This window comes from Leifsonia sp. 2MCAF36 (assembly GCF_052115525.1).
Classification (GTDB): Bacteria; Actinomycetota; Actinomycetes; order Actinomycetales; family Microbacteriaceae; genus Leifsonia.
Genome location: NZ_JBFRGV010000004.1, coordinates 146,667 through 173,221, shown reverse-complemented (window position 1 = coordinate 173,221; position 26,555 = coordinate 146,667). Strand labels below are relative to the sequence as shown.

The window sequence follows — 26,555 nt, the reverse complement described above, 5'->3', positions numbered from 1 at the left end:
GAACCCGCCGACTAGACTGGAGGGCGAATCCGTACGAAAGAGGTCGCCTCGTGGCTACCGCCGTCCCCGCCCAGAATCCCAGCATCCACGCGCACACCCGCTATTGGGTCGTCCCCGCCGTGCGCGCCGTCGTGGCCCTCGCCGCAGGCGCGATCATCACGTTCACGCGGGACGCGCACACGGCGACGTTCGGATTGGTCGTCTTCGGCATCTTCGCCCTGGTCGACGGTCTCGCCACCGGGGTGCTCAGCTGGTTGCTCGCGGGCCGCAGGCTGACGCGCGGCCTCTTCGCCGCGCAGGGCGCCATCGGCGTGATCGCCGGAATTCTCGCGCTCGCGTTGACGGGCGCTGGACTCGGGCTCTTCCTCTACCTCGTGACCGTGTGGGCTGCGCTGACCGGAATCCTCGAGCTCTACAGCGGCATGCGGGAGCGCAGCCGTGACGCGGCCGCCCGCGACTGGCTCATCACCGGAGCGATCACGGCCGTCCTCGCACTCGTGCTGCTCTTCGCCCCCGCCGACGCCATCCTCGCGATCGGGCTCTTCGGCGCCTGGGCCGTCATCGTGGGCGTCTTCCAGGGCATCGGTGCTGTCACCCTGCGGACCGCCTCACGCAGCGGCACGGCGACCCGCGGAGCGGAGAGCGGATCGTGACCTCGCGCAACAAGAAAGACCCCCGAGTGACCCAGAACCTCCAGCCCAGCCGTCGTGACCGCTTCCTCCCCGTCGAGCTCCTCGGAATCTCGGCCGGACTGGCTGTCTTCGTCGGCCTGATCGTCCTCATCGCGACACGCGAGTTCGTGCTCGCGGGCATCGCCCTGGGCATCACGTTCATCGTCTCGCTGGTGCTGCTTGCCCTCTTCGCGCTCGCCTTCAAACCGACCGAGGCCGAGGTGGAAGACATCCACGAGCAGGATGCCGAAGCCCGCGCAAAGGCCGCTCGTACCCGTGCCGAGGGCGACGACCGCCCGCACGGGCACTGACGGCGGGCACTGACGGCGGCACTACGCCGGCCGCCCCGCGACCCGTCCTTACAGGTAGTCGACCAGCTCGGACGCCAGCCCCACGTATCCGGCGGGCGTCAGCGCGAGCAGGCGGTTCTTCGCCGCCTGGCCGATCTCCAGTCCGTTGACGAACTCCGTCAGCGCAGCGTGGTCCACCCGCTTGCCCCTGGTCAGCTCTTTGAGCAGCGCGTACGGGTCCGAGATCGTCGAGCGACCGGCCGTGACCTCAGCGCGGATGACCGTCTGGATGGCCTCCGCGAGCACCTCCCAGTTGGCGTCGAGGTCCTCCGCGAGCAGCCGGCGGTCCAGGGTGATCTGGCCGAGCCCGCGCTCGATGTTGTCCAGCGCCAGGAGCGAGTGGCCGAGGCCGACGCCGATGTTGCGCTGCGTGGTCGAGTCGGTGAGGTCACGTTGCAGGCGGCTGGTGACGAGCGTCGCGGCCAGCGAGTCGAGCACCGCGCTGGAGAGTTCCAGGTTGGCCTCCGCATTCTCGAAGCGGATGGGGTTGACCTTGTGCGGCATCGTCGACGACCCGGTCGCCCCCGGCTCGGGAACCTGGCGGAAGTAGCCGAGAGAGATGTACGTCCAGATGTCGGTGCAGAGGTTGTGGAGGATGCGGTTCGCGTGCGAGATGCGCGCATACAGCTCCGCCTGCCAGTCGTGCGACTCGATCTGCGTGGTCAGCGGGTTCCAGTCGAGGCCCAGACTCTCGACGAACCCCCGCGAGATCCGGGGCCAGTCGGCGTCCGGATCGGCGATCAGGTGGGCGGCGAACGTGCCGGTCGCACCGCTGAACTTGCCCAGGTGGACACCCGACTCGATCTGGGTGCGCACCCGCTCCAAGCGGTGCACGAAGACGGCCAGCTCCTTGCCCATGGTCGTCGGCGTGGCTGGCTGGCCGTGCGTGCGGGCGAGCATCGCGTCGTCGCGGTACTGCTTGGCCTGTGCACGAAGCTCAGCGACGACGGCACGGAACTTCGGCAGCCAGGACTCGCGCACGGCCGCGCTCACTGTCAGCGCGTAGGCGAGGTTGTTGATGTCTTCGCTGGTGGCCGCGAAGTGCGTCAGTTCGGCGATGTTGTCGAGTCCGAGCGCATGAAGCCGCTCGCGCACCAGGTACTCGACGGCCTTCACGTCGTGCTTCGTCGTCGCTTCGAGCTCGGCCAGCCGGTCGATCTCCGGCTGCCCGAAGTCGTCGGCCAGAGCCCGCAGCGCCCGCTTCTGGTCGTCCGTCAGCGGCGACGAGCCGAACATCCGGTGCTCGGTCAGGTAGATCAGCCACTCGACCTCGACCTGCACACGCGCGCGATTCAGACCGGCCTCGGAGAGGTGGTCGCCGAGTCCCACGACAGCGGACCGGTAGCGACCGTCCAGGGGGCTGAGCGGCTGGGGAGGCAGGGCGGTCATGGGGCTCCTCGCGGGATCAGGCGGCGGGTACCCCACTATTCTCCCGCACGCGCGCGCGGGCTGCCGACGCCGGCTGCGCCCGCGACGGGCTGGTGGCTGTCAGTCGCGGCGGGCCGGCCGGAAGATGAGCCCGAACAACCAGGCGATGATGCCGAGCACCAGGGCGCCCCACACACCGGACCAGAAGCCGTCGATGTGCAGCCCGAAGCCCATCGCGTCGCTGATCCAGGACACGATGAAGAGGAGGAACGCGTTGACGATCAGCGAGATGAGCCCGAGCGTGAGGATGTAGAGCGGGAACGCGACGATCCGGATCACCGTGCCGACGATGGCGTTCACGACGCCGAAGATCAGCGCGATGAGCAGGTAGGTCAGGACCAGAGCGGTCGTGTCCGGTGCGTACGGGTGCACGGTCACGCCGCTCACGATCAGCGTCGTGAGCCAGAGGGCGAAGGCGTTGATGATCAGCCTGAGCAGGAATCGCATGGGCACATCCTCTCAGTGAGAGGGTGCGGGGTACAGGGGCCGCGCCTGTCGGGGATGACTTATCCACAGGTCGAGGTAATTCCTCACGGGGTATGCGGGCGCGACTAAGTTGGGTCTGTGAGTTCGGAAGACACCTTCGGCGTAAGACTGCGCCCCGAGATCGTCGCTGTCCCCGCCTACCGGCAGGGCCGGCCCGCGCCGGCGGACGGCTTCAAGCTGTCGAGCAACGAGAACCCCTTCCCGCCCCTCCCCTCGGTGGTGGATGCGGTGGCCGCGACGCTTCGCGACCTGAACCGCTACCCCAACGCCGGCGGCGGCGACTTGCGTGCGCGCCTGGCGGAGCGGCACGGTGTGAGCATCGACGAGGTGCACCTGGGCAGCGGATCCGTCGCGCTGCTGTCGCAGCTGATCACGGCCGCGGCCGGTGTCGGCGACGAGGTCGTGTACTCCTGGCGCTCGTTCGAGGCGTATCCGGGGCTCGTGACGGTGACCGGCGCGACGAGCGTCCAGGTGCCGAACCGCGCCGACGGCAGCCACGATCTGGATGCGATGGCCGACGCGATCACCGAGCGCACGCGGGTCGTGATCGTGTGCACGCCCAACAACCCGACGGGCACCATCGTCACGGCCGCCGACTTCGACGCGTTCATGGCCCGGGTTCCCTCCGACCTCCTCGTCCTTCTCGACGAGGCGTACTTCGAGTTCGTCACCGACGACTCGGCCGTCGACGGCATCCCACTGCTGAACCGCTACCCCAATCTCGTGGTGCTGCGCACGTTCTCCAAGGCCTACGGGCTGGCGGCGCTCCGCATCGGCTACGCCGTGGGGCCCACTGCCGTGCTGAACGCGGCCCGCTCCGCCGCCATCCCGCTCTCGGTCACCGACGCCTCCCGAGTCGCCGCACTCGCCTCCATCGAGGCCGAAGACGAGCTCATGGAGCGGGTGGCGCGCGTCGCGATGCGGCGCGATCGGCTCCGTGACGCGCTCCTCGAGCAGGGCTGGGCGGTCCCGCAGGCGCAGGGCAACTTCGTCTGGCTGGCGACCGGTGAGCAGACGGTCGAGGCGAACGACGCATTCTTCGATGCCGGGTTGACAGTGCGGGCCTTCCCGCCGGAAGGTATCCGCATCAGTGTGGGCGAGGAGGAGTCTGTGGAAAAACTCCTGCAGGTCGCCAGTGATATTGTGCAGAACCTACCAAATGGGCACTCCGGCAAGCGGTTAGGTTAGAACGGTGGTTGCGACGAACGAGATCCCGCGCCCGGCGAACACGGTCCAGCTGCTCACCGCAGACGGCCGTTTCCAGCCGAGCGAGACATCCGCTGAGTACCTCCCCTATCTGGAGCGCCTCGACGAGAACGACTACCGCCGCTTCTACCGCGACATGGTGCGCGTCCGCGCGTTCGACAACGAGGCGGCCAACCTCCAGAAGCAGGGCCAGCTCGGACTGTGGGTTCCGAGCCAGGGCCAGGAGGGTGCCCAGGTCGGCTCGGCGCACGCCGCCAAGCCGCAGGATCACCTCTTCCCGACCTATCGGGAGCATGTCGTCGGCATGATCCGCGGGATCGACCCGATCGGCATCATCGGCCTGCTGCGCGGCACGACTCATGGCGGATGGGACCCGACCGACCCCGCCGTCGGCAACTTCCACCTCTACACGCTGGTCATCGGGTCGCAGACACTGCACGCGACCGGGTACGCGATGGGCATGATGTTCGACGGCAAGGTGGGCACCGGCGACCCCAGCCAGGACGAGGCGGCCATCGTCTACTTCGGTGACGGGGCGACCAGCCAGGGCGACGTCAGCGAGGCATACGTCTTCGCCGCGAGCTACCAGACCCCGCAGGTGTTCTTCCTCCAGAACAACCACTGGGCGATCTCCGTGCCGGTGAGCACCCAGTCCCGCACCCCGCTCTATCTGCGTTCGAGCGGTTTCGGCATTCCGGGCGTGCAGATCGACGGCAACGACGTTCTGGCCGCCTACGCGGTCACGGCGAAGCACCTGGACGACGCGCGCAGCGGCGAGGGTCCCAGCATGATCGAGGCACTCACCTACCGAATGGGGGCTCACACCTCCAGCGACGACCCGACCAAGTACCGCAGCGACGACGAAGTGACGTACTGGGCAGAGCGCGACCCGATCCTTCGCTTCCGCGTGTTCCTGGAGCAGCAGGGAGTGGGCCAGGCGTTCTTCGACAGTGCGGACGAAGAGGGCGCCGATCTCGCAGCCGACATTCGCCGCCGCACGCTCGAGCTCACCTCGCCGACCGCGGCCTCGATGTTCGACAACGTCTACAGCGAGCCGCATCCACTGACCTCGGAGCAACGGAGCTGGCTGCTGGACTACGAGGCGTCGTTCGGAGGGGACGTATGAGCGACGTGAGAAGCGAGGCCGAGTACGTGGAGGCCGAATTGATCGAGGAACAGCCAGACGTCGAGAGCCCAGGCGGTGACGAGAGCGCCGACAGTGTCTCGCTCGACACACAGGCCATCGACGTCGTCGAGATCATCGAGAGCGACCCCGATTCACGAGTGCTCGAAGAACACGTGGCCGAGCAGGAGTGGACGCGCGAATTCGTCATCGACGACGAGCAGAGTGACACCCTGATCGACACCGCGCACTCTGACGCCCAGTCCTCCGCCGAGGTCGGTCCGGAGGCTGCGGCCGCGGACCGCGCGGAGGTGGCACCTGAGGCCGCTGAGGCGGCTGCCGCAACCGCTCCTGAGCCGCGCATCCAGTCGCTCCCGATGGTGAAGGCGCTGAACGCGGGCCTCCGTCGCGCGCTCGCCGACGACCCCAAGGTGCTGCTCCTGGGTGAGGACATCGGCCCGCTCGGCGGCGTCTTCCGCGTGACGGAGGGGCTGCAGAAGGAATTCGGTCCGCAGCGGGTCGTCGACACCCCTCTCGCCGAGGCCGGCATCATCGGCACGGCGATCGGCCTGGCGATGCGCGGCTATCGCCCGGTCGTCGAGATCCAGTTCAACGGCTTCGTCTTCCCCGGCTTCGACCAAATCACCACGCAGCTGGCCAAGATGACCAACCGGCACAACGGCCGGCTGCCGTTCCCCGTGGTCATCCGCATCCCGCACGGCGGCCACATCGGTGCCGTCGAGCACCACCAGGAGGCTCCGGAGGCGTACTTCGCGCACACTGCCGGCCTGCGCGTCGTGGCCCCCTCGACCCCGCACGATGCGTACTGGATGATCCAGGAGGCGATCCGGTCCGACGACCCGGTGGTCTTCTTCGAGCCGATGAGCCGCTACTGGCCCAAGGGCGAGGTCGACCTGCTCGAGAACCAGACGCCGCTGCACTCCAGCCGCGTCGTCCGCACCGGCACCGACGTGACGATCGTCGCGTGGGCCGGGATGGTCAGCGTCGCTCTGCGCGCCGCGGAGCTCGCCGCGGAGGAGGGCCGCAGCCTCGAGGTCATCGATCTCCGGTCGCTCTCCCCGATCGACTACGGCCCCGTCGTGGCGTCGGTGCAGAAGACCGGACGACTGATCGTCGCTCAGGAGGCGCCGGGCAACGTGTCCGTCGGGTCGGAGGTGGCCGCGACGGTCGCCGAGAAGGCGTTCTACTCGCTGGAGGCGCCCGTGATGCGTGTCGCCGGCTTCGACGTCCCTTTCCCCCCGGCGAAGCTCGAGGAGCTCTACCTCCCCGACGCAGACCGCATCCTCGAAGCCGTCGACCGGGCGCTGGCGTACTGATCGCCCCCGGCACCGCCGCGCGCCCACTGGGCGCGCCGTACTGACAGAGAGAAGTCGCACATGACCGAGTCCCAGTTCCTCCTGCCCGACGTAGGCGAGGGCCTGACCGAGGCGGAGATCGTCTCCTGGAAGGTCGCGCCCGGCGAGCAGGTCGCGGTCAATCAGGTCATCGTCGAGATCGAGACGGCCAAGTCCCTGGTCGAGCTGCCGTCGCCGTTCGAGGGCACCGTCGGCGAGCTCCTGGTGACGGAGGGCCAGACCGTCGAGGTCGGCACGCCGATCTTCACGGTCACCTCGGGCGCTCAGGCCGCTCCGGCACCCGAGCGGGAGCCGGAGCCCGCGGAGGAGATCGCCGCCGACGCGGCCTCCACTGTCTCGCACGAGGAGGAGCCGAAGCCCGGCGCTGTGCTCGTCGGCTACGGTTCGGCCGGTCACGGCAGCAGCCGCCGGCGTCGGGTGTCGCACCCCGGCACCGCGTCGCTTCCGATCACGTTCACGGGGAGCATCGCCCCGGCCGCACCCGCCTCTCCTGTCGCCACCGCGGCACCCGGCGCGCCCGCCGGTGCCCCCACTCGGCAGTCGGCAGGTGTCTCGCAGGCGCGAACGGCGCCGCCGACGCGGCCCGCCGGGCCCGTTGTCGCCAAGCCTCCGGTCCGCAAGCTCGCCAAGGACCTCGGTGTCGACCTCGCCCTGGTCACGCCGACCGGACCGATCGGCGACGTCACACGGGATGACGTCCTCCGTGACGCGACACAGGTGAGCGTCTTCCGCAACATCGAGACGCCGCAGTGGCCGGACGACCGCGAGGACCGCATCCCGGTCAAGGGCGTTCGCAAGGCGATCGCCAACGCGATGACGTCGAGCGCGTTCAGCGCTCCGCACGTCAGCCTCTTCGTCGACGTCGACGCGACGCGCACCATGGAGTTCGTCAAGCGCCTCAAGAACTCCCCCGACTTCGCGGGCATCAAGGTGTCGCCGCTGCTGATCATGGCCAAGGCGATGATCTGGGCCGTCCGCCGCAACCCGACGGTGAACTCGTCGTGGACCGATGAGGAGATCATCGTCCGCCACTACGTCAACCTCGGGATCGCCGCGGCCACGCCGCGCGGCCTGATCGTCCCCAACATCAAGGAAGCGCAGGGCATGACCCTGCTCGAGCTGGCGAGGGCGCTCGAGCAGCTCACCCTGACGGCGCGCGACGGCAAGACGCCCCCGGCCGACATGAACGGCGGCACCATCACCATCACGAACATCGGCGTCTTCGGGATGGACACCGGAACGCCCATCCTGAACCCCGGTGAGGTCGGCATCGTCGCCCTGGGCACGATCAAGCAGAAGCCGTGGGTCGTCGACGGCGAGGTCCGGCCGCGCTTCGTCACGACCCTGGGAGCCTCTTTCGACCACCGCGTGGTCGACGGGGACGTCGCGTCCCGCTTCCTCGCGGACGTCGCCTCCATCATCGAGGAGCCGGCGCTGCTGCTCGATTGAGCACTGAGGGTACATAGAATACAAACATTTACACCCGGTATTCCAGTCCAGTACTGTTCTGGACGATGAAACACTCCCGGTCCGCGATTTGGATCTTCCTGGCACTGTCCGGTGTCGGCGTCGGCTGCTTCTCGGTCGTCGACAATCTCTACTTCCACGGGAAGGGCTACTCGACCGCTGTCATCGGTGGGCTGGTTGCCGTCTTCAACATATCCGTCGCCGTTGCGGAGATTCCGGCGGCGATCGTCTTCGACCGGCGCTCGCACTGGATGGCCATCCAGGTTGGGAATCTGGTACGTACGGCGGCACTCATCCTGTTCTTCCTTTCGCTCGGGGTGGCTGGCGACATACTGGCGGAGGCCCTCGCGGGAGTTGGCGCGGCCGCCATGAGCGGAACGTCGACCGCGTACGTCCTCAATCGCTTGCGGTCGGGAGGGCAGGCAGAACAACGGCGGGCGATGGCGCGGATCGTGTGGCTCGGGTCGGCATCGTCCCTCATGGGCGGACTGCTGGGAGCGCTCCTATTCACCGTAGCCCCGCGCACCATCTGGCTCGGTGGGGCCCTCTGCATGGCCGCGGCGGGGGCAGTGTTCCTCATCGGTCGCCCCCGATCCGAGCAACGCCACGATGTGGCGACCGAACCGCTGCGGACGTACGTGCGGGGGCTGGGTGCTCTTGCCACTCATCCGCGAGCCTGGATGTCCATTTTTGCCAATGCGGCCCTGGTTGGGCCACTGATTCTCTGGCAGCTCAGGTTGGGGGCGGGCTCCCTCGGAGCAGTCATCCTGGGCTTCGCCGTGATGAAGGCCGCGGGAGTGCTCGGCGGCCGGCTCATCGCCGGGCGACGTATCCCTCGCGCTACGCTCTTCATCCTTGCCGGGGTGAATGCGGCCGCGATGTGCGCCTTCGCCGCAAGTGACACGTGGGCCGTCATCATCGCCGGGTTCGGGGTCCATGTCGTCTCGCATGTCGCGATCAGCGTCTACTGCTCGGCACAGTTCCAGCATGTCGTGCCGGATAACCGTCGCGCCGGTGCCTCATCCGTGGTGTCCCTCCTCGGGTCGGGCCTGACCGCGATGGCCGCCATCGCTGTGGGCACATTGGCGGATCGGTACTCTGCCCTGGCGGCAATCACCCCCAGCCTCCTGCTGTACGGCCTGGTCGTCGGCATAGCATTGGCCAGCGGGATCCGATCGCGCCATGGAGCAACTCCCCCGACGTCGGTCCGAAACGAGGCGCGAGACGAACTGCTGCTTGATTGAATTTGACAATCATTATCAACAAGACGTAATGTGAGCCGGTGCCCGCGACTGCGGGCGCACCCTTCGTGTCGTTCGCGACTTAGACAGGCTCACCCATGAAGACGCGCTCCCTCGTCTCCACACTCGCGCTCGGCGCCGGCATCGCACTGGCTGTGGCCGGCTGCTCCGCCTCCTCCGCGGCGTCCGACGACGGCACACTCCGCGTCGTCGCCAGCACCAATGTGTACGGCGACATCGCGGCCACCATCGGCGGCGACGCCGTCCACGTCACCTCGCTGATGTCCGAGCCGGCCCAGGATCCCCACTCGTTCGAGGCCAGCGCACAGAACCAGCTGGCCGTGTCGAAGGCTGACGTGGTCATCGAGAACGGCGGCGGCTACGACGAGTTCATGCGGGCCCTGGAGAAGGGCGCGAAGAACGACGGAGCGACCGTCCTGAACGTCGTCGACCTGTCGGGCAAGAAGCCGGTCGACGGCCAGCTCAACGAGCACGTCTGGTACGACATCCCGACGGTGCAGAACCTCACCGAGGCGCTGGTGCGCGCTCTCTCCGCGGCCGACCCCTCGAAGAAGGCCGTCTTCGAGGCGAACGGCGCTGCATTCCGCCAGGAGCTGACCGCCCTGGAGAGCACCGAGGCGAGGCTGAAGTCCTCGTATGCCGGTCAGGGCGTCGCCATCACGGAGCCCGTCCCGCTCTATCTGCTCGACGCGATCGGCCTCGTGAATAAGACCCCCGCGCGGTTCAGCGCGGCGATCGAGGAGGAGAACGACGTCTCACCGGTGGTGCTCAGAGACACGCTGGCCCTGTTCAGCGGGCACCAAGTGAAGCTGCTCGCCTACAACGCCCAGACCACCGGCGCCGAGACCGAACGTGTTCTGGCCGCAGCCAAGCACAACGGCATCCCCGTCGTGCCGGTGACCGAGACCCTGCCGGCCGGCAGCCACTATGTCGCCTGGATGCAGTCCAACCTGGACGCCGTGGGAAAGGCCCTGGCCGAATGAGTGAGCCGCTGACCCGGGTCACACCCCCCGCTGACCGCGACGTGGTCTTGCGACTCAGGGACGCGTCCCTCGGCTTCGGGGACAGGACGCTGTGGGGTGGCCTCGACCTGGACGTGCACGCCGGCGAGTTCGTCGCCGTGCTCGGCCCGAACGGGTCGGGCAAGACCAGCCTGCTGCGCACCATCCTCGGCCAGCAGCAACTCGACTCCGGTGATATCTCGTTCGAGGGGCACATCGTGCGTCGCGGCGACCGGCGGATCGGCTACATCCCGCAGCAGAAGCTCATCCCGGGCGGCACGCCGATGCGTGCACGCGACCTGGTCGCGCTCGGCGTCAACGGCCATCGCTGGGGCCTTCCCCTCCCGCGCCGCTCCGACCGGGAGCAGGTCGAGGGGCTCATCGACGCCGTCGGCGCACGGCGCTACGCGGACACTGCGGTCGGTTCGCTCTCCGGGGGCGAGCAGCAGCGGCTGCGGGTGGCGCAGGCGCTCGCCGGAGACCCGGCGCTCCTGCTGTGCGACGAACCGCTGCTCTCGCTCGACCTGCAGCACCAGCGCGGTGTCAGCGAACTGATCGACCGACGGAGGCGCGAGCACGACAGTGCCGTCGTGTTCGTCACGCACGACGTGAACCCCGTGCTCGGGATGGTGGACCGGGTCCTGTACCTCGCCGGCGGTCGCTTCCGCACAGGAACGCCCGACGAGGTGCTCCGCAGCGACGTGCTGACCGACCTCTACGGAACGCCGGTCGACGTCATCCGGAGCCGCGGCCGCATCGTCGTCGTCGGTATCCCCGACGCCGAAACCCACGACCACCACGCGCACACCCGCGAGACGCACCCGGAGCCGGCCGTATGACGCACATGGACCTCTGGTCGCAGCTGTTCGACTTCACCGACTACGGCGAGTTGCTGATGCTGGTCAAGAACTCGATCTTCGCCGGCGCGGTGCTGGGCATCGTCGGTGGTCTGATCGGCGTGTTCGTGATGCAGCGCGACATGGCGTTCGCGGTGCACGGCATCAGCGAGTTGTCCTTCGCGGGCGCGGCGATCGCTCTGCTTCTGGGGGTGGATGTGGTGGCCGGCTCGCTCATCGGCTCGCTGATCGCCGCCATCCTGATCGGCCTGCTGGGCGCGAGGGCCCGGGATCGCAACTCGATCATCGCTGTGCTGATGCCGTTCGGACTGGGGCTCGGCATCCTGGCGCTCGCGTTGTATCCCGGGCGAAGCGCGAACAAGTTCGGCCTGCTGACCGGGCAGATCGTCTCGGTCGACGACCCTCAGCTGGGTTCACTGCTGGTCATCGGCGCGATCGTGCTGGTCGCGCTGCTGCTGATGTGGCGCCCGCTGACCTTCGACAGTCTGGATGCGGATGTCGCCGCAGCGCGCGGCATCCCGACCCGGTTCGTCGCGCTGGCGTTCATGGTGCTGCTCGGGCTGGCGGTCGCCGTGTCGGTGCAGATCGTGGGCGCGCTGCTCGTGCTGTCACTGCTGGTGACGCCCGCCGCGGCGGCGATGCGCATTTCCTCATCCCCGCTCGGGGTGCCGGTGATCAGCGTCCTCTTCGCTCTGGTCTCGGTGGTCGGCGGCATCCTGCTGGCGCTGGGCAGCGCACTGCCGATCAGCCCGTACGTCACCACGATCTCGTTCCTCATCTACGTGGTCTGTCGCATCGTCGGTGGGCGTCGTGACCGCCGCATCACGGCCACAAGTTCTCGGCGTCTCGTGAGCCAGGCGGGCTAGCCTGGGATGGTGAAGCGCAACACCTGGCAGCGGGAGGCTGTCCGCGAGGCCCTGGCCTCCCGGGAGGGCTTCATCAGCGCGCAGGGACTCCACCTGAGCCTGCACGAAGCGGGCTCCCCGATCGGGCTCGCGACCGTGTACCGCGCGCTGGCCGACCTGGCCGCCGAGGGGGACGCGGACTCTCTTCAGTCGCCGGAGGGCGAAAGCCTCTACCGCGCGTGCACGACCGGCCACCATCACCACCTGATCTGCCGCAACTGCGGTCTGACGGTGGAGATCGAGGCGGACGCGGTCGAGCTCTGGGCGCGGCAGGCCGCCGCGGTGCACGGGTTCACCCAGGCGCAGCACGTGGTCGACGTCTTCGGCCTCTGCGCCGCATGCACGGCCCTGAATGATTTGGCCGGCACTGCATCCATGCCGTAGCATGGATGATTGGCCGAGTGGGCTCCTCCCATTCGGATCGTGCACGAGCCCCCAACCCTCACGAGTCGGGGACGACGTGTGCCGACAAGTGACCTTGGGTGGTGCCGTCCGGCGCCACGGTATTGGAGAAGAAAGCAATGGCAGCAGTGTGCCAGGTGACAGGAGCCGTTCCCGGCTTTGGTCACAACATCTCGCACTCGCACCGTCGCACGAAGCGCCGGTTCGACCCGAACATCCAGAAGAAGACGTACTACGTGCCGTCTCTTCGTCGTAACGTCACCCTGACGCTGAGTGCCAAGGGCATCAAGGTCATCGACGCCCGCGGCATCGAGTCCGTGGTCAAGGACCTCCTGGCCCGTGGGGAGAAGATCTGATGGCGAAGCAGCAGGACGTACGTCCGATCATCAAGCTCCGTTCGACGGCGGGCACCGGTTACACCTACGTGACCAAGAAGAACCGTCGCAACAACCCCGACCGCCTCGTGCTCAAGAAGTACGACCCCGTAGTGCGCAAGCACGTCGACTTCCGAGAGGAGCGCTAAACATGGCCAAGAAGTCAAAGATCGCCAAGAACGAGCAGCGGAAGGTCATCGTCGAGCGCTGGGCCGCGAAGCGTGCCGAGCTCAAGAAGGCCCTCGTCGACCCGAACGGCTCCGACGAGTCCCGCGAGGCTGCGCGCCTCGGCCTCCAGAAGCTTCCCCGTGACGCCTCGCCGATCCGCGTCCGCAACCGCGACGCCGTCGACGGCCGTCCCCGCGGAAACCTCAGCAAGTTCGGTATCTCCCGTGTCCGTTTCCGCGACATGGCGCACCGCGGCGAGCTGCCCGGCATCACCAAGTCGAGCTGGTAAGACAGCGCGACGACGCACTCGAGGGGCGTCCGGCTTCGGCCGGGCGCCCCTTTGTGGTGCCATTGGCGGAAAAAAGCCCGGAAATCCGCGTGTTTCCGCGGGTTTCTGATACATTCGAGGCGGTCGACCGACCAAACGTAATGGCCCACCGTGGCCTCAACCGTTCCACAAACAGCTGTAACCCAGCACAAGGTCCGAGGAGGACACTTAATGGCTGACAACCTGAACAAGACTGAGCTCGTTGCTGCCGTCGCTGCGGCGTCGGGTCAGAGCCAGGCCACCGTCTCGAGCGTCGTCGACGCGTTCTTCAGCACCATCAGCGACACCGTCGCCAAGGGCGGAAAGGTCACCATCCCGGGCTGGCTCGCCGCCGAGCGCAGCGAGACCGCTGCCCGCACCGGCCGCAACCCGCAGACCGGCGCCGAGATCTCCATCCCGGCCGGCCACCGCGTCAAGCTGACCGCGGGCTCGAAGCTCAAGGCTGCCGTCAAGTAGTCCTTCCCAGCTTGCCCGAGGGCGGTGCCGCATCATGCGGCACCGCCCTCGTCGTCTCTGTGGGCGGCCGCCCAGCGGGGTGGACGTAGGCTTAACAGGTGCCACGAATACTCCGCGTGATCGGCCCTGCCACGCTGCTGCTCGCAGCCGCGGCGGCCATGATCCTCGCGCTCGCGTTCGGTGGTGGCGCCTCCGCTCCGCTGCTCGCCGATCCGGGCGCGCTGGTGCGCTGGGGACTGCCCGCCGCGACGCTCGTGGCCAACCTCAGCCTTGCGGGAACCGTCGGCGCCCTCGTGCTCGCCTGCTTCGCGTTCGCACCGGACCGCGACGAGTACGGCAAGGCGCTCGATTTCGCCGCCGGTAGTGCAGGAGTGCTGACCGTCGCCTCCGCGGCGACCGGCCTGTTCACCTTCGTCAGCGTCTCGAACGTCCCCTGGTCGTTCGACGCGACCTTCAGCAACGGCCTCAGCTCGTTCGTGACCAGCGTCTCCCTGGGACAGGCCTGGCTCGGGATCACGCTGATCGCCGCCGCCGTCACAGTTCTTTGCTTCGCGATGCGCAACCAGACCGCGGTCGCCTTCGTCGCGATTCTGGCGATGGCCACGGTGGTTCCCATGGCGCAGCAGGGCCACAGTGCGGAAGCGGCTGGGCACGACGCCGCGGTGACGTCGTTCGGGCTGCACGTGCTGTTCGCCGCGATCTGGCTCGGTGGGCTGATCACCCTGATCGTCGTCAAGCAGACCTTCGGCACGGGGCGACTCGTCACGGTACTGGAGCGCTACTCGACCGTCGCGCTCATCTGCTTCGTGGTCGTTGCAGCGTCCGGATATGTGAACGCCGAACTGCGCGTCGGGACGCTGGCGGAGTTGGCCACGCCCTACGGCATCCTGGTGCTGGTCAAGGTGGCCGCGCTTGTCGTGCTCGGTCTGTTCGGTCTCACCCAGCGGCGCTACCTGATCGGACGATTGAAGAGCTCGGGAGAGCCGCGGAGCTTCTGGTGGATCGTCGTGGCCGAGCTCGCGTTCATGGGCATCGCGTCCGGCGTCGCTGCGGCCCTCGCCCGGACGGTCACGCCGGTCCCGGAGACGCGTGCGGCAACGCCGACCCCGGCCGAGATCCTGACCGGCGAGAAGCTGCCGCCCGCGCTCGACCTGGAGCGGCTGTTCGCGTCGTGGAACTTCGACTTGCTCTGGGTGCTCGCGTGCGCCTTCGCGCTGTTCTTCTACCTCGCCGGGGTGTGGCGCCTCCGTCGCCGCGGCGACGCGTGGCCGATCTACCGCACGGTGCTGTGGGTGCTGGGCCTGGCACTCCTGTTCTACATCACCAACGGCGGTGTGAACGTCTACGAGAAGTACCTGTTCTCGGCCCACATGTCGGCGCACATGGTGCTCACCATGGCCGTCCCTCTGCTCCTGGTCCCCGGCGCGCCGGTGACGCTGGCGGCGCGCGCGATCCGCAAGCGGCGCGACGGCTCACGCGGCGGCCGCGAGTGGATGCTGCTGGCGGTGCACTCGCGTTTCGCCGCGATCATCTCCAACCCCATCGTCGCGGCGATCCTGTTCGCCGGCTCGCTGTGGGCGTTCTACTACACTCCCCTTTTCCGCTGGGCGACCACCGACCACATCGGGCACGAGTGGATGATCGTGCACTTCCTCATCACCGGGTACCTCTTCGTCCAGTCGCTGATCGGCATCGATCCGGTCAAGTACCGGTTGCCGTACCCGTTCCGCCTCCTGCTGCTCCTGCTCACCATGGCGTTCCACGCCTTCTTCGGTCTGTCGATCATGCAGATGCATGGCCTCATGCTGGCCGACTGGTTCGGCGCGATGGGCCGCACCTGGGGCGACTCCCCGCTGATCGACCAGCAGGCGGCTGGAGGGATCGCGTGGAGCATCGGCGAGATCCCGACGGTCGTCCTCGCCATCGTGGTGGCCATCCAGTGGAGCCGCAGCGACGAGCGGGAGACGAAGCGGAGCGACCGGAACGCCGACCGCACCGGCGACGCCGAGTTGCAGGCATACAACGAGCGGCTGGCCCGGATGGCCGACCGCGACCGGGCAGTCCGCTAGGACCCCTGCGCGACGACGATCGCGAGTGAGCCGTCGGCTCGCACGGTGACGCTGCTGAGAGCCATGGAGAACGGCTCGTCGTCGCTTCGCGCGCTCACCGTGCCGTCGAAGAGCGATTGCACGGTGACGTCGATGTGGGCGACACCGACCATCCTTTCCGCCACCCAGCCGGCGTCGCCGGCCGTCAACCGGACGATCGGGTAGGTCACCATCGACCAGGTCGGATCACCCTGCACGCGGTCGTCGATCTCGACGCCGAACGGGCACCCGGCGGGCTGGAGAACCTTCTGCTGCGCGCAGCGGTCGAGGAAGCCGTCGACCTGTTTCTGCACCTCGGTCGTGAAGTCAGCGGTCGGCTGGGCATCCACCACGGTCTCCGCCACGTGCCCAGGTGGCGCGAGAGCGGTCACCGGCGCCGCGCGCACATACCGGGAACTGTGCGAGAGGCCGAGCGGTGCCAGCGGGACGACCAGGTAGTCGGCCGAGACGTTGAACGCGGCTGCCGGCTGATCCGGTGAGGTCGCACGTGGGCTGACCGTGTGCGAGCCGACGCGGAAGTCGTTCGCGTGAGCGACGGTGATGCGTGCCACACCGAGCGGCGTGGAGGCGAACGTCCAGGTCGGCAGGATGCCGAGCACCGAACCCGACTGCCGCACGTGGAACGCCGCCGAGACGGGCTGCCCGTCGGCGAGGGCGTGGATGACGACGGTGTGGATGCCGTCGGCCCCGGTGGTGTCGGAGGCGACCGCCACATCCCGGATCGTCGGGAGGATGTCGGACCGCAGCAGCTCGCGGGATGCGCCTGCCGGCAATTTCGCGGCCCGGAGCGCGGCCGAGCTGGGCGCGGCCCCCGGCATGGCGAGGGCGTCAGGGACGTGGTGGGCGGCGATCGACGTTGCGAACGCCTCCACGAAGCCGCTCGGGCTGTAGTACGCACGCTGCACGGCACCGAAGGCCGCGACCACCGCGGCGAGCAGAAGGATTCCGATCCCCGACCAGAGCAGGACGACGCGCCTCACCGAGTGCGCGTCCCCCACAGCCATGAGGCCATCCTAGGGTCCTGTGGATAGACGGCTGCCCGACGTCGTCCAGCGTTAGAGTAGTCCGGCAGGCCGGGCGAGACGGAAGGGGAGGTCATGGGTCGTCCTTCCCTCTCGCCGGAGCAGCAGGCGGTGTTCGATCTCATCGAGAACACGCGCGAGCACGTCTTCGTCACCGGTCGCGCGGGCACCGGCAAGTCCACCCTCCTGAACCACCTCTCGTGGAGCACCGAGAAGTCGCTCGTCGTCTCGGCGCCCACGGGGGTGGCCGCGCTGAACGTGGGCGGTCAGACCATCCACTCGCTGTTCCGGCTGCCGATCGGTGTCATCGCCGACCACGCGATCGACCAGAGCGCCGAGCTCCGCAAGCTTCTCAACAGCATCGACACGCTGGTCATCGACGAAGTCTCCATGGTGAACGCCGACCTGATGGATGCGGTCGACCGCAGCCTCCGGCAGGCCCGGCAGCGCGCCGGCGAGCCGTTCGGCGGAGTGCAGGTCGTGCTGTTCGGCGATCCGTATCAGCTCGCGCCGGTGCCGGGAGACCGGGAGGAGCGCGCCTACTTCGCCGACACCTACCGGTCGATGTGGTTCTTCGACGCCAAGGTCTGGCAGGAGGTCGACCTGCGCATCGTCGAGCTGCTGCAGGTGCACCGCCAGCACGAGTCCGACTTCCGGTTCATGCTCAACGCGGTGCGCCACGGGCAGGTGACGAAGGAGATCGCCGACCGGCTGAACGAGGTGGGTTCGCGTCCGGCACCCGACGACGGCACCATCACTCTGGCGACACGGAACGACACCGTCAATCGCATCAACGCGCAGGCGCTCGGCCGCCTTCCCGGGCGGGTGCTGACCGCCAAGGCGGAGGTCAGCGGAGACTTCGGCGGGCGCAACTTCCCCGCCGACGAGACGCTCGAGCTCAAGGTGGGCGCGCAGGTCATGTTCCTCCGCAACGACGTCGGGCAGGGTGACGGCCCCCGTTGGGTCAATGGCACGATCGGCACCGTGACGAAGATCGACTCGAACGTGTACGTCGACGTCGATGGCGAGGTGCACGAGGTGGAGCCGGCGATCTGGGAGAAGTTCCGGTACAACTGGTCGCCGGAGACCAAGAAGCTGACCAAGGATGTCGTTGCCGAGTTCACGCAGTTCCCGCTGCGGTTGGCGTGGGCGGTCACCATCCACAAGTCTCAGGGGAAGACCTACGACGCGGCGATCGTCGACCTGGGAACGCGCGCGTTCACATCCGGCCAGACCTACGTTGCGCTGAGCCGCATCACCACCCTCGACGGCCTCTACCTGACGCGTCCGCTCCGCCCGAGCGACATCATGGTGGACGCGGACGTGGAGCGTTTCATGAGGGACGCGCGTCCCGTTACGATGCCGGTCGCCGGGGCGGCGGCCGGGTGAGCGGGACCATGGAGAGGGGACGGACGTGGCGGTGACCTTCGTGATGGAGTTCAGCGACGGGCAGCGGGTGGAGACGAGCGGCAACGGCGTGATCGGCCGCAACCCCGCGGTGCACACGCCGGGAACCGAGCTGGATGACCCGGGACACGTCGAGCTGATCACCGTTCAGGACGACGCCAAGTCGGTCTCCCGCGCCCACCTCGCCTTCGGCCAGTACGACGGCGTGTTCTGGGTGATGGACCTGGGCTCGGCGAACGGGACGACGATCACCTACCCGGGCGAGGGGACCTTCGCCTGCGACCCGAACACGCGGCACGAGGTGGATCCGGGGTCGATGGTGCGGTTCGGGAGCGAGTCGTTCGCCCTGACCCGGCGCTGACCGCCGCGCCGGTCGACCTGGAGCGGTCCTGGGGCTCAGTGGTGGTGATGCACCGTCACGGCGGCGACGCCGGCATCGGTGTACCCGAGGGCGGGGATGGTGATGGCGCTGACCAGGCACGCGCTCAGCAGGAGCGAGAGCACGAAACGCAGGGCGCTGGTCTGCCCGGGAACCGGACGGCCGCGCCGGAGTACGACGGCGGCGGAGGCCGCGACCGCCACATCCAGCAGCGATGCGGCCCCCATCGGCATGAGCGGCAGTGCGATGGCCGTGCCACCCGACGCCGTGGCGCCTGCGACGGCAAGCGCCGCCCACATCCCGACCGGCAGGAGCGCGAGAGCAGGCATCAGCCGGAACGCTGGCGGGCAGTCGCGCGCCAGCGTCGCGGCAGCCCACACGAGCTCCGCCAGCGCCAGCAGCAGGAAGGCGGCGAGGAGCGGAGGGGGTGCGCTGGGAGCGAGCGCCGCGTGAAGCAGCCCCGCCCCCAGCGCGGCCACGGCGAGGAACGCGCGAGTCGCCGGGCCCACCGCGACGGCCGCACCGGCCGAGGCGGCGGGGGCGACCCGCAGCATCCCCGTCATCCTGCTCATGGGAGCCGTGGCCCCGCCGATCAGGCGGCGGCCGTCGCGGCGCGCGTCCCGCGGTCGGCGCCGAGGCCGGTGCCGAGGAGGACGATCGCGCTCACGAGGTGGAGGAAGTGGTCGGGCGTGTTGAGGGCGAGGATGTTGGCGTCCGTGCCGACCAGGAAGAAGCCGACGATGCCGAGCAGCAGGTAGACGGCTCCGACCGTGGTGTTCACGGCCTTCGCGGCCGCGACCCTGGTCAGGCCGGCGATCAGCAGCGCTGCACCGATGAGGAGGTGGGCGATGTTGTGCAGCGGGTTCACCTCGAAGATGCCGAGCAGCAGGCCGCCCTTGGTGGCGACGAAGCCGACGCCTGCGGTGACTGCGAAGCCGAGGAGGCCGACCAGCAGGTAGACCGCTCCGAAGATGGTGGCCACCAGGCGGTTCGGTGATGTGCGCATTGTCTCGTTCCTTCCGTGGGACGGCGCACCGATGCGCGCCTCACACTCCCATTCGGAGCGTCGTCCGTATCGGATTGCGGCCACAGCCCCTTGCGCGACGGCGCGCTTTCTGCCGCGGGTTACAATCGCTGGACACGCAGGGTGACCGCCGGGGGAGAATCGATGCGACGAGACACGAAGTTCGGGCGTCTCGCGCTTGCCGCGACCGCGGGACTCGTGGCACTCGTCCTGACCGGCTGCACCCCGGCCGCCGGAAGCGCGGGGCAGCCGCAGCAGCAGGCGGGCGGCTTCCCGGCAGACGTCGAGAAGCACCTCACCTCCGCGGTCACCGATGCCATGACGCTGGCCGACGCGTCCGCCGGGTTCGCGGGCGTCTGGGCCCCGTGGTCCGGCAGCTGGACGACGGCGCAGGGGACCACGACCCGGGGCGGCTCGACGCCGGTGACCGAGGACATGCCCTTCCGCATCGGGCAGAACACCACTCCGATGACGTGCACGGTCCTCCTCGAACTCGTGGACGAGGGCCGTGTCGGCCTTGACGACGCGCTCACCAAGTGGGTTCCGGGCCTGGTCGGGGTCGAGGGCGTCACGCTACGCGAACTATGCCAGAACACCTCCGGCATCAACGACTACCGCGGCCCGCTGAACGACAGAATGCTGATGAACCCGACCCGTCAGTGGCCGCCGCTCGAGATCGCCAGCGACGGAATCGCGATGCAGCGCTACGGCACTCCGGGCGAGAAGTTCGGCTGGTCGGCGACGAACGCGGTGCTGGTCGGGATGGCGCTCCAGAACGCGACCAACCGCAGCTGGCAGCAGCTCTACAAGGACTACGTCTTCGACAAGCTGGGCATGACGGCGAGCGCGCTGCCCGAGAACGGCGAGTACACGTTGCCGGCACCGCACGCTACCGGATACTCGGTGGGGCTGGATGCGACCGGCGCGATCGTGTGCAAGCCGGTGCGCGACGTGAGCCGGATGTCCCCATCGCAGGCGTGGACGTCGGGCGGCGTGGTGTCGAACCTGGCCGACCTGAAGGCGTTCGGCCAGGCGCTCGGCAGTGGCAGCCTCCTGAGCGAGAAGTCGCGAAAGGCGCAGCTCGACGCTGTCGTCAACGGCCAGACCTGGCAGCGCTACGGCCTCGGAGTGCAGCTCCTCGGCCCGCTGCGCGGCAGCAGCGGCTCGGTCCCCGGCTACCTGTCGGCGGTGTTCTCCGACCCGTCCTCCGGCCTGACCATCGTCGTCGCTCTGAACAACTCCACCCCGGGGCCGGCCTTCGCCCAGTCGCTCGCCCAGCGTCTCGCCTCGATCGTGTCCAAACTCCCGGCGGAGCAGAAGGGCGCGAAGAGGGTCGCATCCCTCCCCTGGTCCGAGCAGCAGGCGGTCGACGCCATGACGGCGTCGGCGCCCTGCCCGGCGAAGAAGGCGGGCTGACGCTCCACTGCATCTGCACCCACCGCTGAGACGGGTTCTGCGGATTCGCGTCACGATCCTGCCGTCCACTCGTCCTACAGGGTGTGACGGGAACCACAAAACGCTTCACCCTCGCGACCATGGTCGCTTCCGCAATCGTTGCCGTGGGCCTTGCGCTGATGCCGACGGCGGCGGCCTCCGCCGCGCCGGCCCACCAGCCGTGTCCTGCACAGCAGGAGGTGTCGTCGTGCGACGCGGACGGTGACGCGGGCGTGTCACTCTCGAGCTACAGATCAGCCACCCCGGTGCGCCGGACGTGAAGGTCCGGTACTAATGCGGCAGATAACTTCGCGCTCCTCCGCAATGCGTGCCGTTGCGGCCGCCCGATGGGTCGCCGATGGGCCCTACACAATGTCTGAAGCTTGGGTAGCCAACCACGGATGTCGCGTCGTCGCGCAAGAATCGGCGCGCCTCATCGATGAAGATGATGCCGTGCGGCTGGAGCGGGCGGCCAAGGAGTGTGGAGTTTCGCGATTGCTGGCCGTGGTCAACGATGACCATTTCATTGACCCAACAGAACTGGTGTTTTCCGTGAAACCGACTGTCGCTGAGCTCATGGAGTGCAACGTCGCCTTGGTCGGACTCAACGCTGTGCTTTTCAGTGAGCGAGCGAGCGTGGGCCTGGTGGCAACGGTAGACGACTTCTCCGTGTTAGCGGCACCGCCACAGTTTGCGCGGATCTTCGAGCCGGACCCGTCGAATGCATTGAGCGAATTCAGGGCGTTCGCGATGACGCAGCCGCGCGAACTGCGGCCTGCGGCAGTGCGGGCCCTCCGGCTATTCGAAAAGTACGCGTGAAGGGTGGCGTGCATGCCCGGCCGGCCGATGACGATGTCATTCGATTGTGAAGGATAGGCGACAGTTTCGGGCCGCTAGGAGTGCCGTGCATGGATTGACGGACCGGGGATCGTCCTCTGTTGGCCGGAGGAAGCGGAACCGCCGAGGACTGATCCACGTCACGTTTGGCGCGTTCGTCCGTCCTTAGGGTGTGCGACTCTTCATGCGACGCTACGCTCGCGCTCTGCGCTTTTGCTTGCGGTGGCCGCTTCTGTTTCCGGATGTGCCGCCGCTCAGTCGCCTCCAGCTGGAGCCGTGCCAGCTGTCAGCTTGGCGTCAGATGCCTGCTATTCGATCCCGAGCGGACGTAGTAGCGCGATGGAGGTGCACGAATTGGTCCAGCAAATAGCGATGATCGTGAGCGGGGTGGTGCTCGGAATCAGCGGCGTCCTCGTTGTGATCTTCCGCGCGCGAGTCGCCCGATGGAACCGTCGAAACCTCGAGGCGAGATTCGGGGTCCATGACGGGGGCGCGGGAAAGCACTCCACCCCTTGGATGATGGGTGTAGTTGGCTGTCTCTTCGTCGTTGGGGCGATTCTCCTGATCGCTCGCGCGCACTGATGGACGCATCGCGCCCATGCGGGTTTCCCAGCTTTCGGATGCGGTCGCGGGGTCTTTGTCGGCACAACCCCTCGACGGACGTCGCAACGCTTATCCATGAGGCGTCGTCCGCCCACGTCAAAAACGTAAAGAATCGCCAGAAGAAAGCGGAACGGAGCTCCAATGCCTCAGATGGTTGTCGACACCAGCGTTGACGCGGCTTATCTGTACCTCTCTACGAAGCGCGAAGGTCGACAAGTGGCAACAACTCAATTGCTCGTTCCTGACGCGAATGGCGGGATGGTCAACCTCGATTTTGATAGCGAGGGGCACTTGGTGGGAATCGAACTTATCCCCGCGAGCCAGTTTCTGCGAGGGCAGGACATTGCGAGCGCGCTGGCGGAGCAATCAGTATCCTGATGGATCTCGAATCCATTGCGATGCTGCTTTCAGGCGCTCTTGCGTTCCTCGGGGGCGTTGCGATCATCCTGTTTCGCGATCAAGTCGCGCGCAAGAACAAGGAGAACATCGAAGCCAAACTCGGGAAGCTTTTCCCGGGTTTCGCAGACCACTCGACCCCCGGCAGAATGGTCCCGGTCGGGGCGGCCGCGATCCTCATTGGGATCGCGCTCATGGTCAATGGGACAACTCGTTAATACATCCAACCGCCCAGCGCGTCGTGACAGCCTCGTTAGGCTGATTCCGTGAACTCAGAATGGGCCCTTCACAAGCTCGATGATCTGCAAGCAAAGGTGGACGAGCTTCGCGTGGTGCGGAAGCTCGGCGCACCTTTCGCTGATCGACGCAGAGAGGTCGAACGCGAACTTGATCTCCGCAAGGTGCCTGTTAGGGCCATCGCTGAGGAACTATTCGTGGACTGGAGAGGGTTTCATGGCGGCTCCTACCTGACGAGCCAGATACAGATGATTCGCGGCGAAATTCTATTCCGTGCGGAGATCGACGAGAACCTTCAGCCTGAGGCGCCTCGGCTGCGGGCGGATCGCCTGCATCCTTGGATATGGTCGGCGGCGCAGTCCTTGTGGGAAAGCGGTCACCATGCAGACGCGGTTGAGACAGCAGCGAAGAAGTTGAATGCGGAGATACAGAACAAGGTTCAGCGCCGAGATGTCAGCGATGCCAGTCTGTGCACTGAAGTTTTCAACGCAGCGCCGCCAGCAGCGGGTCGGAGCCGTCTTCGTTTTCCAGGGGCGCGTGACTCAGAAAGCTGGAGATCCAGGCAGGAAGGGGCAATGTCCTTCTCGCGCGGGGCGTTTATGGCCATCCGCAACCCGCTGGCGCATGATGGAGAGGTCGATCTTGGGGAGCACGAGGCTCTCGAGCTGCTCTCCGCATTCTCCGTTGTAGCTCGCTGGGTCGACCAATGCGAGGTCGAATGCCTGGATAGCGACCAGGCGAGCGGCGAAACCCCTGCTTAGGAATCTTGCTTAGCTGCAGCGCCAGACCAGTTCTCCCCCAGCATTTCGGAGAAGAGGCGTTCGATTCGATCTGCGATGTTGCGTCGCATGGGATACGCGTACGGCCCGGTTGTAAGGGAATCTATTAGTTGCCCAAGTGCGGAGTTAATCTGCTCGAATGCTTCTGCAATCAGGACGACGTCAGGGACGGACCAGGTTTCTCCCCGGACCGTCTGGGCGCTCTCTGGCCCCGTTGTTGCGCGCCTACTTTGAACTCCGTAATGCAGCCCCGGCTTGTTCAACTTCACCCATCGGGAGTGCACTATGTAGTTTCGCGTGCTGCCGACCTCCTTTAGAGATTGAAAGATCACAATGATTTGATCGAGCTGCTTGCGAGACAGAGATGCGTTGTATCGCGCGGCCCCCAGGCAAGCGGTCATGCTCGCGTTTAGAGACTCACCAGCGAGGATGACGTGACCACAGGGCGAGTCGATCAGGTGGCAGTAAAGGTCGCGTAATGTCTCCTCGACGTTTGAGCATTCATTCGCGACCTGCCCGATTGCTGCGAGCATCGCTCTTGATGGAACGTCCTTGTTCGGCATCCGCTCATGCTAACGAGTGGCGCGCGGAGCGCGCCGCTCTACTTGAATAAGCAACATAACTCGGGAACTTCGCAGAGCGCCGGTGGCATGGGATCGGTCGCCAGAGGCGGACGATTCCGCGGCAGCTTTCTCTAGTCGGCGTCGCGCTTCGCGATCTGGTGGTTCTCCTGGTGCTGGTAGTTGTGTTTCGGCCCTCGCGCTGGGGGGACCGCCGATGACGGTGACTCGGTACCTTGTATTTATGTCCCGGGAATCATGGCGTGGGGTGCGCATCCCAGCAATTGCAGCTGTCGCCATGGTGGTTGCCCTGACATTGACCGGCTGTTTCGGCGGGCCAGGCCCGCATGAGTACGAGCTCGTCGACGCGGCCGCTAAGCGACTTCATATCGCTCAGGTCGGCACAGTGCTGTATGAGAATCACTACGGCAAGTTGCAGCGCATGGATGGGCCCGGCCCCGGAGTCGAATTCTTTGTCGCGACCGACGACGCGTCTGCTGGTCAGGCCATCGTGGATGCTGCCGTCCGGAACGGATGGGACGGGCAGGGCGACTTCGGAGCGTCCGTCACCGCGGACGGCCACTTTCTTCAACTTGGGATAAGACCGTGGGAGGCGGGAGTGCCCGCCCAAATGGGAGATGGCAAAACCCATACCTGGGATCGCCCGGGCTTCCTTGTCGGCATCGATGAGTCCTGACCGCTTCGATTGGGGCATCGGCAGAAGTGGCGCTTGACTATGTGGCGGTTGTTGTAGTCGGCGGTATCCCGTGTGACGGGTCACAAAGCCTTTGCCAGACGCGCTCAAGCTGCAGAGTTGCTGGGAACGAATGACAGGCGTGTGAGTCGCCTGCTGGATATGGATTGCTGCTCCACTCGCCTCGCGTGGAAACAGCCTGGAAACTAAAGAAAACACACAAGAGACATTGCGCCTGGCCCGCGCTGAGAAAAGGCCATTACGAAACCAAAGAACACTCAAATAGGTAGAGGCAAGCCCGGTGAATCCGGGAGTTGGGCGCGCGTGATTCGCTCCGCCGCTCAGCGCTACCTGTAGCTGCCTTTGGTGGAGTGTCTCTTGTCCGAGCTATCCGTTCGTAAGCTTGCCCGGCCCGATGCTGGCTGGCGTTTCAATCTGTACCCGGACGCGGGCGAGGGCTCCGGTGTCTTCGTCTCGTCCTCTCGGCGCGTGCCTGACTATGTGATCGCGGATGCTGCGCGTGATCCGGAGCGTGCAGCGCAGGAGGCTGGGCGTCGTGCGCGGGCGACGTTGCGCCGGTATTGCGCCGCGAATCGGCTGAACCGACTGGGGACGCTGACCTACGCCAACGCGAACCATGATCCGCTACTCGTGCGTGAGCATCTGGGGAGTTCTTCCGCGCGCTGCGGGACTCGCTTGGTGTTGAGGCGCTTCCCTATGCGTGGGTGCCTGAGTGGCACAAGTCCGGGCACGGCTTGCATGCACATTTCGCGGTCGATCGGTACGTCAAGCGGTCCTTGATCGTTGAGGCGTGGGGCCGCGGCTTCGTGCATATCAAACTGATCGGCTCGCCGGTCGGTTCCGGCGCTCTCGGGGAATCGCGGATCGCTGCCTCGTACCTCTCTAAATACGTGGCGAAATCGTTCCTGGAGACCCAAGGGCGCGCGTTGGGGCTTCACCGCTATGACGTGGCGCAGGGTTTCCGCCCCCGAGTGGTCGCACTCGATGGGCGCAGCTCTGGGGATGTGCTCGAACAGGCCTCCGGCCTGTTAGTCGGGGAGTTGCCGTCCGTTGAGTGGTCCTCGTCGCAGTCAACGGACTGGGCTGATCCTCCGGCTGTGTGGGCGCAGTGGGGGCGGTGATGATCGACCGGGATGCGGTGCGCGCGTGGGTGGAATCGTCCTGTGCGGCGCAGGGGGTGCCGGTTCATGTGAC

31 protein-coding genes are annotated in these 26,555 nt (G+C 67.0%); 25 read left to right on the top strand and 6 right to left on the bottom strand.

Going from position 1 to position 26,555, the window contains the following annotated elements:
* Positions 1-50: 50 nt before the first annotated feature.
* Together AB4079_RS08140 and AB4079_RS08135 are read left to right on the top strand one after the other, a co-directional pair.
* Positions 51-653, top strand: a complete 603-nt coding sequence (locus AB4079_RS08140) for an HdeD family acid-resistance protein (protein ID WP_441786783.1) — start codon at positions 51-53, stop codon at positions 651-653.
* 26 nt (positions 654-679) lie between these two features.
* Positions 680-982, top strand: a complete 303-nt coding sequence (locus AB4079_RS08135) for a hypothetical protein (protein WP_441786782.1) — start codon at positions 680-682, stop codon at positions 980-982.
* 48 nt (positions 983-1,030) lie between these two features.
* On the opposite strand, the gene purB is transcribed toward AB4079_RS08135, so the two are convergent.
* Positions 1,031-2,410 (bottom strand): adenylosuccinate lyase, encoded by a 1,380-nt coding sequence (purB, locus tag AB4079_RS08130; protein ID WP_441786781.1) that lies wholly within the window; start codon positions 2,408-2,410, stop codon positions 1,031-1,033.
* A gap of 99 nt (positions 2,411-2,509) precedes the next feature.
* The gene (locus AB4079_RS08125; RefSeq protein ID WP_441786780.1) at positions 2,510-2,896 is read right to left on the bottom strand and encodes a phage holin family protein; all 387 of its coding nucleotides are present in this window, start codon (positions 2,894-2,896) and stop codon (positions 2,510-2,512) included.
* 117 nt (positions 2,897-3,013) lie between these two features.
* On the opposite strand from AB4079_RS08125, the gene AB4079_RS08120 reads away from it, so the two are divergent.
* The 14 genes from AB4079_RS08120 to AB4079_RS08055 all read left to right on the top strand — a co-directional run bounded on the left by AB4079_RS08120 (position 3,014) and on the right by AB4079_RS08055 (position 15,929).
* Positions 3,014-4,123, top strand: a complete 1,110-nt coding sequence (locus AB4079_RS08120; protein WP_441786779.1) for a pyridoxal phosphate-dependent aminotransferase — start codon at positions 3,014-3,016, stop codon at positions 4,121-4,123.
* Positions 4,124-4,127: 4 nt separating this feature from the next.
* Complete coding sequence (locus AB4079_RS08115; protein ID WP_441786778.1) at positions 4,128-5,267, top strand: thiamine pyrophosphate-dependent dehydrogenase E1 component subunit alpha; 1,140 nt, start codon at positions 4,128-4,130, stop codon at positions 5,265-5,267.
* Between the two features lie 374 nt (positions 5,268-5,641).
* A complete protein-coding gene (locus tag AB4079_RS08110) occupies positions 5,642-6,601 on the top strand; it encodes an alpha-ketoacid dehydrogenase subunit beta (protein WP_441786927.1) in 960 nt (319 codons plus the stop codon).
* Positions 6,602-6,661: 60 nt separating this feature from the next.
* Positions 6,662-8,089: a dihydrolipoamide acetyltransferase family protein gene (locus AB4079_RS08105; protein WP_441786777.1), complete on the top strand. Its 1,428-nt coding sequence runs from the start codon at positions 6,662-6,664 to the stop codon at positions 8,087-8,089.
* Positions 8,090-8,154: 65 nt separating this feature from the next.
* A complete protein-coding gene (locus tag AB4079_RS08100) occupies positions 8,155-9,351 on the top strand; it encodes an MFS transporter (RefSeq protein WP_441786776.1) in 1,197 nt (398 codons plus the stop codon).
* A gap of 95 nt (positions 9,352-9,446) precedes the next feature.
* Complete coding sequence (locus AB4079_RS08095; RefSeq protein ID WP_441786775.1) at positions 9,447-10,352, top strand: metal ABC transporter solute-binding protein, Zn/Mn family; 906 nt, start codon at positions 9,447-9,449, stop codon at positions 10,350-10,352.
* Positions 10,349-11,209, top strand: a complete 861-nt coding sequence (locus AB4079_RS08090; RefSeq protein ID WP_441786774.1) for a metal ABC transporter ATP-binding protein — start codon at positions 10,349-10,351, stop codon at positions 11,207-11,209. The genes AB4079_RS08095 and AB4079_RS08090 overlap by 4 nt, the downstream gene beginning before the upstream one ends.
* Positions 11,206-12,093, top strand: a complete 888-nt coding sequence (locus AB4079_RS08085; RefSeq protein ID WP_441786773.1) for a metal ABC transporter permease — start codon at positions 11,206-11,208, stop codon at positions 12,091-12,093. Before AB4079_RS08090 ends, AB4079_RS08085 begins: the two co-directional genes overlap by 4 nt.
* A 6-nt stretch (positions 12,094-12,099) precedes the next feature.
* Positions 12,100-12,516, top strand: coding sequence for a Fur family transcriptional regulator (locus tag AB4079_RS08080; RefSeq protein WP_441786772.1), 417 nt, complete (start codon positions 12,100-12,102; stop codon positions 12,514-12,516).
* Positions 12,517-12,653: 137 nt separating this feature from the next.
* The gene (rpmB, locus tag AB4079_RS08075; RefSeq protein WP_018188988.1) at positions 12,654-12,890 is read left to right on the top strand and encodes a 50S ribosomal protein L28; all 237 of its coding nucleotides are present in this window, start codon (positions 12,654-12,656) and stop codon (positions 12,888-12,890) included.
* Positions 12,890-13,057 carry a 50S ribosomal protein L33 gene (gene rpmG / locus AB4079_RS08070; RefSeq protein WP_085367414.1) on the top strand — a complete coding sequence of 56 codons (168 nt, stop codon included), beginning with the start codon at positions 12,890-12,892 and terminating at the stop codon, positions 13,055-13,057. Before rpmB ends, rpmG begins: the two co-directional genes overlap by 1 nt.
* Positions 13,058-13,059: 2 nt before the next feature.
* Entirely contained in the window at positions 13,060-13,365 is a 306-nt protein-coding gene (rpsN, locus tag AB4079_RS08065; protein WP_285114819.1) for a 30S ribosomal protein S14, read from the top strand.
* A 210-nt stretch (positions 13,366-13,575) separates the two neighbouring features.
* Positions 13,576-13,860: an HU family DNA-binding protein gene (locus tag AB4079_RS08060; RefSeq protein WP_441786771.1), complete on the top strand. Its 285-nt coding sequence runs from the start codon at positions 13,576-13,578 to the stop codon at positions 13,858-13,860.
* Positions 13,861-14,018: 158 nt separating this feature from the next.
* A complete protein-coding gene (locus AB4079_RS08055) occupies positions 14,019-15,929 on the top strand; it encodes a cytochrome c oxidase assembly protein (RefSeq protein ID WP_441786926.1) in 1,911 nt (636 codons plus the stop codon).
* On the opposite strand, the gene AB4079_RS08050 is transcribed toward AB4079_RS08055, so the two are convergent.
* A complete protein-coding gene (locus tag AB4079_RS08050) occupies positions 15,926-16,972 on the bottom strand; it encodes a hypothetical protein (protein WP_441786770.1) in 1,047 nt (348 codons plus the stop codon). The genes AB4079_RS08055 and AB4079_RS08050 overlap by 4 nt on opposite strands.
* Before the next feature lie 93 nt (positions 16,973-17,065).
* Here AB4079_RS08050 and AB4079_RS08045 point away from each other — a divergent pair, with 93 nt between their 5' ends.
* Together AB4079_RS08045 and AB4079_RS08040 are read left to right on the top strand one after the other, a co-directional pair.
* Positions 17,066-18,379 (top strand): ATP-dependent DNA helicase, encoded by a 1,314-nt coding sequence (locus AB4079_RS08045; protein ID WP_441786769.1) that lies wholly within the window; start codon positions 17,066-17,068, stop codon positions 18,377-18,379.
* Between the two features lie 25 nt (positions 18,380-18,404).
* A complete protein-coding gene (locus AB4079_RS08040; RefSeq protein ID WP_441786768.1) occupies positions 18,405-18,758 on the top strand; it encodes an FHA domain-containing protein in 354 nt (117 codons plus the stop codon).
* Positions 18,759-18,793: 35 nt separating this feature from the next.
* On the opposite strand, the gene AB4079_RS08035 is transcribed toward AB4079_RS08040, so the two are convergent.
* Together AB4079_RS08035 and AB4079_RS08030 are read right to left on the bottom strand one after the other, a co-directional pair.
* A complete protein-coding gene (locus AB4079_RS08035) occupies positions 18,794-19,339 on the bottom strand; it encodes a hypothetical protein (RefSeq protein ID WP_441786767.1) in 546 nt (181 codons plus the stop codon).
* Positions 19,340-19,368: 29 nt separating this feature from the next.
* Complete coding sequence (locus tag AB4079_RS08030; RefSeq protein WP_441786766.1) at positions 19,369-19,782, bottom strand: DUF4383 domain-containing protein; 414 nt, start codon at positions 19,780-19,782, stop codon at positions 19,369-19,371.
* 162 nt (positions 19,783-19,944) lie between these two features.
* On the opposite strand from AB4079_RS08030, the gene AB4079_RS08025 reads away from it, so the two are divergent.
* From AB4079_RS08025 to AB4079_RS08005, 5 genes are all read left to right on the top strand, one after another.
* Positions 19,945-21,216, top strand: coding sequence for a serine hydrolase domain-containing protein (locus AB4079_RS08025; RefSeq protein ID WP_441786765.1), 1,272 nt, complete (start codon positions 19,945-19,947; stop codon positions 21,214-21,216).
* Between the two features lie 390 nt (positions 21,217-21,606).
* Positions 21,607-22,053, top strand: coding sequence for a hypothetical protein (locus tag AB4079_RS08020; RefSeq protein WP_441786764.1), 447 nt, complete (start codon positions 21,607-21,609; stop codon positions 22,051-22,053).
* A 771-nt stretch (positions 22,054-22,824) separates the two neighbouring features.
* Complete coding sequence (locus tag AB4079_RS08015) at positions 22,825-23,052, top strand: DUF2283 domain-containing protein (protein WP_441786763.1); 228 nt, start codon at positions 22,825-22,827, stop codon at positions 23,050-23,052.
* Positions 23,052-23,288, top strand: coding sequence for a hypothetical protein (locus tag AB4079_RS08010; RefSeq protein WP_441786762.1), 237 nt, complete (start codon positions 23,052-23,054; stop codon positions 23,286-23,288). The genes AB4079_RS08015 and AB4079_RS08010 overlap by 1 nt, the downstream gene beginning before the upstream one ends.
* Before the next feature lie 48 nt (positions 23,289-23,336).
* Positions 23,337-24,068 (top strand): TIGR02391 family protein, encoded by a 732-nt coding sequence (locus AB4079_RS08005; RefSeq protein WP_441786761.1) that lies wholly within the window; start codon positions 23,337-23,339, stop codon positions 24,066-24,068.
* On the opposite strand, the gene AB4079_RS08000 is transcribed toward AB4079_RS08005, so the two are convergent.
* The gene (locus tag AB4079_RS08000) at positions 24,065-24,649 is read right to left on the bottom strand and encodes a hypothetical protein (RefSeq protein WP_441786760.1); all 585 of its coding nucleotides are present in this window, start codon (positions 24,647-24,649) and stop codon (positions 24,065-24,067) included. The genes AB4079_RS08005 and AB4079_RS08000 overlap by 4 nt on opposite strands.
* Positions 24,650-24,914: 265 nt before the next feature.
* Here AB4079_RS08000 and AB4079_RS07995 point away from each other — a divergent pair, with 265 nt between their 5' ends.
* Both AB4079_RS07995 and AB4079_RS07990 read left to right on the top strand, forming a co-directional pair.
* A complete protein-coding gene (locus AB4079_RS07995; protein ID WP_441786759.1) occupies positions 24,915-25,343 on the top strand; it encodes a hypothetical protein in 429 nt (142 codons plus the stop codon).
* A gap of 722 nt (positions 25,344-26,065) precedes the next feature.
* Positions 26,066-26,482, top strand: a complete 417-nt coding sequence (locus AB4079_RS07990) for a hypothetical protein (RefSeq protein ID WP_441786758.1) — start codon at positions 26,066-26,068, stop codon at positions 26,480-26,482.
* The last annotated feature ends 73 nt before the right edge of the window (positions 26,483-26,555 follow it).

What these genes read in the sequence shown, in the direction of transcription:
- AB4079_RS08035 (WP_441786767.1), bottom strand. Translation starts at nt 19,339, where the DNA reads ATGACGGGGATGCTGCGGGTCGCCCCCGCCGCCTCGGCCGGTGCGGCC.
- AB4079_RS08090 (WP_441786774.1), top strand. Translation starts at nt 10,349, where the DNA reads ATGAGTGAGCCGCTGACCCGGGTCACACCCCCCGCTGACCGCGACGTG.
- AB4079_RS08100 (WP_441786776.1), top strand. Translation starts at nt 8,155, where the DNA reads ATGAAACACTCCCGGTCCGCGATTTGGATCTTCCTGGCACTGTCCGGT.
- AB4079_RS08125 (WP_441786780.1), bottom strand. Translation starts at nt 2,896, where the DNA reads ATGCGATTCCTGCTCAGGCTGATCATCAACGCCTTCGCCCTCTGGCTC.
- AB4079_RS08110 (WP_441786927.1), top strand. Translation starts at nt 5,642, where the DNA reads ATGGTGAAGGCGCTGAACGCGGGCCTCCGTCGCGCGCTCGCCGACGAC.
- AB4079_RS08010 (WP_441786762.1), top strand. Translation starts at nt 23,052, where the DNA reads ATGGATCTCGAATCCATTGCGATGCTGCTTTCAGGCGCTCTTGCGTTC.
- AB4079_RS08080 (WP_441786772.1), top strand. Translation starts at nt 12,100, where the DNA reads ATGGTGAAGCGCAACACCTGGCAGCGGGAGGCTGTCCGCGAGGCCCTG.
- AB4079_RS08055 (WP_441786926.1), top strand. Translation starts at nt 14,019, where the DNA reads ATGATCCTCGCGCTCGCGTTCGGTGGTGGCGCCTCCGCTCCGCTGCTC.
- AB4079_RS08000 (WP_441786760.1), bottom strand. Translation starts at nt 24,649, where the DNA reads ATGCCGAACAAGGACGTTCCATCAAGAGCGATGCTCGCAGCAATCGGG.
- rpsN (WP_285114819.1), top strand. Translation starts at nt 13,060, where the DNA reads ATGGCCAAGAAGTCAAAGATCGCCAAGAACGAGCAGCGGAAGGTCATC.
- rpmG (WP_085367414.1), top strand. Translation starts at nt 12,890, where the DNA reads ATGGCGAAGCAGCAGGACGTACGTCCGATCATCAAGCTCCGTTCGACG.
- AB4079_RS08045 (WP_441786769.1), top strand. Translation starts at nt 17,066, where the DNA reads ATGGGTCGTCCTTCCCTCTCGCCGGAGCAGCAGGCGGTGTTCGATCTC.
- AB4079_RS08020 (WP_441786764.1), top strand. Translation starts at nt 21,607, where the DNA reads ATGTCTGAAGCTTGGGTAGCCAACCACGGATGTCGCGTCGTCGCGCAA.
- AB4079_RS08105 (WP_441786777.1), top strand. Translation starts at nt 6,662, where the DNA reads ATGACCGAGTCCCAGTTCCTCCTGCCCGACGTAGGCGAGGGCCTGACC.
- AB4079_RS08060 (WP_441786771.1), top strand. Translation starts at nt 13,576, where the DNA reads ATGGCTGACAACCTGAACAAGACTGAGCTCGTTGCTGCCGTCGCTGCG.
- AB4079_RS08030 (WP_441786766.1), bottom strand. Translation starts at nt 19,782, where the DNA reads ATGCGCACATCACCGAACCGCCTGGTGGCCACCATCTTCGGAGCGGTC.
- rpmB (WP_018188988.1), top strand. Translation starts at nt 12,654, where the DNA reads ATGGCAGCAGTGTGCCAGGTGACAGGAGCCGTTCCCGGCTTTGGTCAC.
- AB4079_RS08095 (WP_441786775.1), top strand. Translation starts at nt 9,447, where the DNA reads ATGAAGACGCGCTCCCTCGTCTCCACACTCGCGCTCGGCGCCGGCATC.
- AB4079_RS08025 (WP_441786765.1), top strand. Translation starts at nt 19,945, where the DNA reads ATGCGACGAGACACGAAGTTCGGGCGTCTCGCGCTTGCCGCGACCGCG.
- AB4079_RS08050 (WP_441786770.1), bottom strand. Translation starts at nt 16,972, where the DNA reads ATGGCTGTGGGGGACGCGCACTCGGTGAGGCGCGTCGTCCTGCTCTGG.
- AB4079_RS08085 (WP_441786773.1), top strand. Translation starts at nt 11,206, where the DNA reads ATGACGCACATGGACCTCTGGTCGCAGCTGTTCGACTTCACCGACTAC.
- purB (WP_441786781.1), bottom strand. Translation starts at nt 2,410, where the DNA reads ATGACCGCCCTGCCTCCCCAGCCGCTCAGCCCCCTGGACGGTCGCTAC.
- AB4079_RS08015 (WP_441786763.1), top strand. Translation starts at nt 22,825, where the DNA reads ATGGTTGTCGACACCAGCGTTGACGCGGCTTATCTGTACCTCTCTACG.